The sequence below is a fragment of the Neobacillus drentensis genome, from assembly GCF_036965425.1.
Taxonomy (GTDB): Bacteria; Bacillota; Bacilli; order Bacillales; family Cytobacillaceae; genus Neobacillus; species Neobacillus drentensis_F.
The window spans coordinates 6,362-14,160 of record NZ_JBALPP010000134.1; the positions used below are offsets into that span (position 1 = coordinate 6,362).

A 7,799-nucleotide genomic window follows, 5' to 3' on the forward strand; every position below is an offset into this window, starting at 1 on the left:
GGCCGTCGATAGGCAGTCAGATGTGTATGCCCAAAGGTTTCAAATGTTTATTCTCCAAAATCATCATGTAAAGGGATTTCTTAGATTTACGGAGCAGGGTTTCCCTCGTCAGAAAGAGCTTGCATTAGAAGTAGGAAGAATCGTTATTGAAATGAATCTGTACGTCAGATCAATTGTGGAAAAATATAGAGGCAGTAAACTATTAAATAAAACAACACTAAGATTTTTAGAACACCACTTTCCGGAAACTTGCTACTTTATTAAAAAATTAGCGGAATTTGCACCAGAACTTCATTTAGAAAGCACACATTGCTCCTTAAGAAAACCATCTTTTAGCTAAATAGAGAAACTGAGCATCTACGGCTGCTCAGTTCTTCCTATTAATTATATGAATATCCCGATAATGACAAAGCATTGTAATCTGTACGAAACTTCCGTGTAAACTATCACAGCTATAATAGAACAAAGACTCTAGTAGGGCGGGTGTTTTTATATGGAAGAGACAATGGTTAAATCTTATTTGCAGAAATCACTAGAAGAGTGGAAGGATGATATTTCACTCGTTCTTGATGAAATTGCGTCTGAATATGATGAGGTGGCCCAGGAATTAAAGGTGTATTCATATAAATATGGGATTACCAAACAAGTTATTCAATCGACAGTTAATGAGGAAATTATTGAGAAAATTCGCCAAATGTATCATAAACCTTTTGAAGAAAGCTATAACCAGCTGAAGGAATACATAAAAGATCTCGAAGAAAAACGAAGAGTTTTCCAAATGTTTATTCAAAAAATTGAAGAAGTAACCAAGAAAGAATCAGCTAAGATTACAACTTATTAATTGGATTAGGAGGCATCCTTTAAGGGACGGCCTCCTTTTAATTTGGCATGAACCATACCAAAAGGGATTTGCATATATTAATTAGCAGGATGGAATAGCGAGGTGTCAATATATGATAACAGCAAAAATTGGAAGTAATACTTATCAAATCCCGGATAACCTCGAGGAGTATTTTCAATCGTTTCGAAAACAAGTGATAGGGATGAATCAAGAGTTTGAATCGCCCTATGGCAAAAAGAAAATTATTTATGCCGACTGGACAGCCAGTGGACGTTTGTATAGACCAATTGAACAAAAAATTTCTGAAGTATTTGGACCATATATGGCCAATACACACACAGAATCCAATATTACCAGTCTAATGATGACTGAAATTTATAAGCAATCAAGAAGGATTATTAAGGAACATGTTAATGCCGATATGAATGACGCTGTCATCTTGGATGGCTTTGGGATGACATCAGTCATCAACAAATTCCAAAGGCTCATAGGTATCAGGGTGCCAGAACCGTGGAAGAATCACCTGCAGATTCCAGAAGAAGATAGACCGGTTATTTTTCTGACTCATATGGAGCACCATTCGAATCAAACCTCATGGCTCGAGACCTTGGGAGAGGTAGTAATCATACCACCCGATCAGGAAGGAGGAGTGGATGTTCATCAATTGGAACTTCAACTCTCTCGATACAAACACCGCCGAATTAAAATCGGTTCTTTTACTGCCTGTTCCAATGTATCTGGAATCCAAACTCCTTATCATCAATTAGCAAAAATGATGCATCAACATGGCGGGATTTGTTGTGTGGACTTTGCCGCATCTGCCCCATATATCAAGATCGATATGCATCCTAAAGATCCGTTGGAAAAGCTAGATGCTATTTTTTTCTCACCTCACAAATTTTTAGGAGGACCTGGAACAAGCGGAGTATTAGTCTTTGATTCTGGATTATATAAAAATAAGGTACCCGATCATCCAGGAGGCGGAACAGTGACATGGACAAATCCATGGGGCAATCATAAATATTATGATGACATTGAACTGCGTGAAGATGGAGGTACACCGGGCATACTTCAGGCCATTCGAATCGCTCTTTGCTTGAATTTGAAAAAACAAATGGGAGTTCCTAATATCTTAAGAAGAGAAAAAGAACAGCTTGCTCTTTTGCTATCACAATTAGAGGAGATTCCAACCCTACACATATTAGACGGTCACATCAAGAATCGCCTGGGCATCGTGTCTTTTTATGTGGAAAATATCCACTACAATTTAATTGTCCGTTTACTTAATGATCGATTTGGCATTCAAGTAAGGGGAGGCTGTTCGTGCGCTGGAACTTATGGGCATTACCTTTATAACATTGATGAAAATACATCAAAGCAAATTACCGACCAAATAAGTCTGGGTGATATGTCCACTAAACCTGGCTGGGTTCGCTTTTCCTTACATCCCATAATGACAAATGAAGAGATATCAATGTTTGTTAACGCAATGGCGGAAATAGTCAGCAACATTTCTGACTGGAAAAGAGACTATGTATATGATCCTGCGAGCAATGATTATTTTTATATTAACCATATAAGAGAGGATATGTCGCCATTATTCCGCTTTGAATAGGAAGGTATCACAGGCAAGCGGCTTTTCATATGCTAATCAAAAAAAGGGGGTGGTATGGGATGATTCATACAGTAAAAGCTGGTGAAACATTACCTATCATATCCGCTAATTATCGGGTTAGCCTCAGGCGGCTTTATGCTGCAAATCCCGGGATAGGGCATTTGCATGCAGGACAAAAAATTCAAATTCCCGGTTTGCCTGAGCCGAGTACGATCCCTTTTTCTATCCATATTTCAGTAGGGAAGAGAAACCTTGTATTATATAATAATGGGAGATTAGTGAGAATTTTTCCAATTGCAGTGGGGAAGATGCTGACCAATACTCCAACAGGAGAATTTGTCATTGTGAATCGACAGTACAATCCTGGAGGACCGTTTGGAGTTTTATGGATGTCCCTTTCTAAACAGGGATATGGGATACACGGTACCAATGATCCAAGTTCAATCGGCAAAGCCGTTTCCCATGGATGTGTAAGAATGTACAATCGGGATGTTTTGCAGCTGGCGGATATGGTACCGAACGGAACTAGGGTTGTAATTAGCCCCTAAATTTTAGATAAAAGGCCCACCTTCGATTAAGAGGAAGGTGGGCCTAAAATTTTTTATTTATAGATTACGATGGATCCAACAGACTTGTCTTTAGCTTGTCCGTTTACACGAACTTTTAGACCATAATGCGGGATATCACGTCCTGCATCATCCTGGAATTTATTATTGAATGATTTGCTATCATCAAATAAAGAGACCGCAGGCTGACTTGGAGCATTTAATGTTTGTACACCTGGATAATTTAGGCTTATTCCAGAAGTAGGATTTAAACCAAAAGCTGCGTCCGCAATATGGAAACGAGTGCTAGCTTCAGCAGTTTTTCCGTTAGCTAGGAGCCACTCTAAGTCTTGGCTAAGATGGGAATCTACTACTCCCAAGAAGCCATTTCCAGGGTGAACACCTGTCCAGTTATCTGTGTAGCTATCGTCTACATACCAAACGACTAAGCCGCCATCATAGCTCATTAATGAGCTTCCGCGTTTAAGGTGAGCAAGACCTTGGTCCACGCCTTGTTGATTACGCCATTCTAGTAAATAATAGTGATCGCTGTACTTATTTCCATCTTCTTTAGTAAAGCCATTTAATGTAAATAGTGGAGTAGCGTTTTCGCCGCCGTCATCAACTAAAGTAGTACCATCTGCAACAACTTTAATGTTATCAGCATAGAAGCCAGCATAGGAGCTGCCCCAGTCAGTTGCATAGCGAAGGCGAAGCTTGATTTGTTGACCTGAATAAGCTGATAAATCAAAAGTTTGTTTTTGCCATTCACCATTGGTGCTTCCAGTTAAACCAGGCATAGAATCTTTAATGGTTGGATAGCCTTGTGCTACAACATCAGAACGAGTATTTGCATTACCTAAAGACGTCCAATGTGCGCCATTGTCAGTGGATACTTGAACAAAGGCGAAGTCCCACTTTGGTTCAATATCATACCAAGCATCGAATGTTAGAGTAGCTGAAGTTTTTCCAGTTAAATTAACATCAGTTACCATATTTGTATCGGTTTCATCTGCTTGTCCACCCCAATATTCGTAGCTGCCGGTTGGCTTGTTAATCTCAGTTACTTTGGTTGGCAGGTTGACACGTACAGCTTGATTATTCTTACCAAGCGGGGAATTTGCTTGATCAAGTAAAAATTGTGTTCCTTTTGTGTTAACATCCTCCCAGTTTACAACTGTAGGATTTGTCCACTTTCCACCTAATGTGGATTGGAAGTACTGCTTTGCCCATGGAGAGAAGCCTGTTGGTTCAGCACCAGGGATTTTTCCAGCCCATGAACCCGCGGACATAATGGACCAATACCCAATCGGTTCATCAGCACCAGAATAGATTGTATCATATTCGTCTGGAAGACCTAAGTCATGGCCATATTCATGAGCGAATACGCCAGTAGCACCATCTTCAGGCATGATAGTATAGTCGTAGAATCCTGGTAAACCTTTTGGTGTTTTATCTGGATTCAGGCGTCCATCTGGATCGTAGAATACCGCAGAACGGTGTGACCAAATTGCTTTATCGCCTTGTTTTCCACCGCCTGCTTCTTGACCCATTCCAGCGTGAATAATTTGAAGGTGATCAACTAAACCATCTGGCTCCCAGAAGTTCCCGTCGCCATCTAAATCATGTGGATCTTCTAAATCATAGTCACCTAATGGGATGTTTGCAGCTTTAGCAGCCTCAAGTGTGTCGATAATTAATTGTGAAACACCTTGTCCAGGGAAATTATCATGACCTCCCTCTGGGTCATCTTTACCATAGTATTCAGCGGTATGAGGCAACTTTAACCAACCGTAGGCTTTTCCTTCAATGGTATATGTGCCTCCAGATTGCTCTAAATAATATTCCTTTTGAGAAATTTGATCTTCACCATTTGGTCCTTTATATTCACCTTTATCCCCAAAAATCATATCTTCATAGTGTTGAAGATCATAATTAGGATAATAGTTGTCAGTATCTGCTGGTGTAAGTGTTCCATGATCTAAATCAGAATACTCAACTGTTAAAGTTAATAGTTTTCCTTGTTTTTGGATTCCCGGCGATTTTTCTTCCTTAACATTTTGACCGGTTTTGTTACCATTACCTTTCATCATTCCATTATTGTATTCTTTAAACCTACGCGCCTTTTCTGCATCCCCAGCTTTAACTTTAGCAGCTAAAGGATCAGATGTTGTTACTTTATTTTCTTTCCCTTTTAACTCTAGGTAACTATGTAGGGCCTTTTGCTGCTCAGCAGATGAAGCTGTTTTGGAAATAACACCGCGTTTAATTAGGGAATCTAGTAATTTGTCTTCATTCACTACTGATAAGTCTAGTGAACCATAAGAATGAGATTGCGAGAAAGAAGACTGACTTGGGTGTAGGACTTCAGCCGACGTTTTTACATAGTTTCCAGGAAAACCAGAAAATAGAGTACCGGCGATAACGGCTGTTGTAAGTCCTGTTTTTAATAGCTTTTTCAATAATATTCCCCCTTACAAAAAATAGAGTGCCTATTAATAATATTTCGAAAATTGAAACAAAACAATAGGGATAAATTACTCTAATTTACAGTAAATTCAAATAACAATTAGGGATATTGACTTAGTTTTTGATGGGATATTTTAACTACATTCCAATAATATCTTCACAAAACGACAAGAGAAATTTACAATAAAACTAGCATATTAATGAACCGCAAAAGAGGAGACTTTTCGATGAAAAAAGTTTATATCATCCACGAAAATAGTGAATGGACCTTTCATTTAACGAAGCGCTTAGATGAATTAAAAGTCCCATATGAAGAATGGCATCTAGATCAAGGAAGGCTGGATCTATCCAAAGAACCACCAGAAGGGGTTTTTTATAATCGGATGAGTGCCTCTTCTCATACAAGAGGACACCGCTTTGCACCGGAATTTACAGCACAGGTCCTTGCCTGGCTTGAGTCCCATGGGAGAAAAGTTTTTAATGGGACCCGTGCACTCCAGTTAGAGGTAAGCAAGGTTATACAATACCTTGAGTTATCTAAACATGGCATCAAAACCCCACGGACCATTGCAGCTGTTGGCAAAGGACAAATAGTAGAGGCGGCAGCAGAATTTGCTGGAACACCTTTTATTACCAAACACAACCGTGCTGGAAAAGGACTTGGTGTCCAATTATTTCATTCAATTGATGCTTTACGGAGCTATGTTGAAGGTCCTTCATTTGAGGAACCAGTTGATGGGATTACCTTAATTCAAGAATATATCCAAGCACCGGAAAGTTTTATTACCCGCTGCGAATTCATTGGCGGAAAATTTATTTATGCAGTAAAGGTAGATACTTCAGAGGGCTTTCAATTATGTCCAGCAGATGCCTGTCAAATTGGCGATTTATTTTGTCCTGCAGGAGCTAGTGTGGAAAAGCCTAAATTCCAAATCATAGAAGGATTTAATGACCCAATTATTAATAAATACGAACAGATTCTCTCTGCTAACCACATTAATGTCGCTGGAATTGAATTTATTCGTAATTCAGCTGGTGAAATATTCACCTATGATATCAATACAAATACAAACTATAATTCAGATGCAGAAGAAATAGCCGGTAAATTTGGCATGTTAGAGCTGGCCAAGTTTTTAAAGTGTGAGTTAAATCTACTAGCTGAGGACTAAAACAATAGGAAAGAGGTAGTTCCAATTGGAACTGCCTCTATTTTTATTCTAGATTTAAGCTTTAGCAGCTTGAATTTGCAGGTTGATTTTTACTTTATCACCAACAAGTACGCCGCCGGTTTCAAGTGCAGCATTCCAAACCAGGCCATAGTCAGAACGGTTGATGTTACCTGTTGCACTGAAGCCAGCCTTTTCATTTCCCCATGGATCCTTTCCTGTGCCTTCGAATGTAACAGCGAAAGTTTCTTGCTTTGTTACTCCACGAAGAGTTAAATCACCAGTCACATTATATTCGCCATCATCTGTTTTTTCAATACTAGTAGCTTTGAAAGTCATGTTAGGGTGATTTGCAGCATCGAAGAAATCAGCAGAAACTAAGTGTCCATCACGATCTTGGTTACGAGTGTCAACACTAGCTGTTTCAATAGCAAATTCGATTGATGCAGTTGTCAAATCAGTTGGATCTGCTTCAATTGTTGCGTTAAAGCTGTTGAAAGAACCTTTTACGTTTGCAATCATCATGTGTCGAACCGAAAAATCTACACTGCTGTGTGCAGCATCTAGTGCCCATTTTGATTTAGTCATGGAAAAATCTCTCCCTTTTTTTGTTTTGAAATAATTTATCTTGAATTTGAAATAACTTAATTCAAAATAAATTATATGGTGTTGGACATCTTGTTGTCAATTGATTTTTTATAATTTTTTTTCAATCATGACAAATACTAATAAATAATGGTTTATAAGGTGGTGTTGTATTTTTGAGAAGCTTGAATCGAAATCGTATGCCTTTTTTCATCCTTTTTCTAATACATACATTCCTTCTAATTGTTGCGGTGCATAAGAACAGAAATCGAAAAAAGATATTTGTTTTGTTGTTAGCTAATATGGGTTTTTCGTATTTATTCGAGTACTTTGTCTTTAATTTATTGAAGGCATATTCCTATAAACCGAAAATTCTTCAAAAAAAACTCTTTGATAATATTTTGGGTGGTTTTTTATCTCAAGCTATCTATGTGCCATTTACGGCTGTTTTTTTAACAGGAATTAAATCAGGCTGGGGAACAAAAGTAGCTGCAGGACTTTATTTTTATTTAGTAGAAAAAATATTTTTATGGCTGGGAGTTTTTAAACTATCAGGCTGGAGAACAATCTACACATTA

At 38.4% G+C, this 7,799-nt stretch carries 8 protein-coding genes; 6 read left to right on the forward strand and 2 right to left on the reverse strand.

What is annotated here, in order from left to right; all coding sequences use genetic code 11:
• The 4 genes from V7161_RS26305 to V7161_RS26320 form a co-directional block, all read left to right on the forward strand.
• Positions 1–340, forward strand: a 340-nt coding sequence (locus V7161_RS26305) for a DUF2935 domain-containing protein (protein ID WP_335715762.1), incomplete at its 5' end; no start/stop codon positions are given.
• Between the two features lie 153 nt (positions 341–493).
• Positions 494–841, forward strand: coding sequence for a hypothetical protein (locus tag V7161_RS26310; RefSeq protein WP_223595528.1), 348 nt, complete (start codon positions 494–496; stop codon positions 839–841).
• Between the two features lie 112 nt (positions 842–953).
• Positions 954–2,456: an aminotransferase class V-fold PLP-dependent enzyme gene (locus tag V7161_RS26315; RefSeq protein WP_335715763.1), complete on the forward strand. Its 1,503-nt coding sequence runs from the start codon at positions 954–956 to the stop codon at positions 2,454–2,456.
• A 59-nt stretch (positions 2,457–2,515) separates the two neighbouring features.
• Positions 2,516–3,004: a L,D-transpeptidase family protein gene (locus V7161_RS26320; protein ID WP_335715764.1), complete on the forward strand. Its 489-nt coding sequence runs from the start codon at positions 2,516–2,518 to the stop codon at positions 3,002–3,004.
• 53 nt (positions 3,005–3,057) lie between these two features.
• Here V7161_RS26320 and V7161_RS26325 read toward each other — a convergent pair whose 3' ends face one another.
• Complete coding sequence (locus tag V7161_RS26325) at positions 3,058–5,463, reverse strand: immune inhibitor A domain-containing protein (protein ID WP_335715765.1); 2,406 nt, start codon at positions 5,461–5,463, stop codon at positions 3,058–3,060.
• A 234-nt stretch (positions 5,464–5,697) separates the two neighbouring features.
• Between V7161_RS26325 and V7161_RS26330 the strand changes: the two genes are divergently transcribed.
• On the forward strand, positions 5,698–6,639 hold the full coding sequence (locus tag V7161_RS26330; RefSeq protein WP_335715766.1) for an ATP-grasp domain-containing protein: 942 nt from the start codon (positions 5,698–5,700) through the stop codon (positions 6,637–6,639).
• Positions 6,640–6,693: 54 nt separating this feature from the next.
• Here V7161_RS26330 and V7161_RS26335 read toward each other — a convergent pair whose 3' ends face one another.
• Positions 6,694–7,224, reverse strand: coding sequence for a YceI family protein (locus V7161_RS26335; RefSeq protein WP_335715767.1), 531 nt, complete (start codon positions 7,222–7,224; stop codon positions 6,694–6,696).
• A gap of 173 nt (positions 7,225–7,397) precedes the next feature.
• On the opposite strand from V7161_RS26335, the gene V7161_RS26340 reads away from it, so the two are divergent.
• The coding region (locus V7161_RS26340) for a hypothetical protein (RefSeq protein ID WP_335715768.1) at positions 7,398–7,799 on the forward strand (402 nt) is incomplete at its 3' end.

Coding starts and splice junctions, on each gene's coding strand:
- V7161_RS26320 (WP_335715764.1), top strand. CDS start 2,516: ATGATTCATACAGTAAAAGCTGGTGAAACATTACCTATCATATCCGCT.
- V7161_RS26330 (WP_335715766.1), top strand. CDS start 5,698: ATGAAAAAAGTTTATATCATCCACGAAAATAGTGAATGGACCTTTCAT.
- V7161_RS26315 (WP_335715763.1), top strand. CDS start 954: ATGATAACAGCAAAAATTGGAAGTAATACTTATCAAATCCCGGATAAC.
- V7161_RS26310 (WP_223595528.1), top strand. CDS start 494: ATGGAAGAGACAATGGTTAAATCTTATTTGCAGAAATCACTAGAAGAG.
- V7161_RS26335 (WP_335715767.1), bottom strand. CDS start 7,224: ATGACTAAATCAAAATGGGCACTAGATGCTGCACACAGCAGTGTAGAT.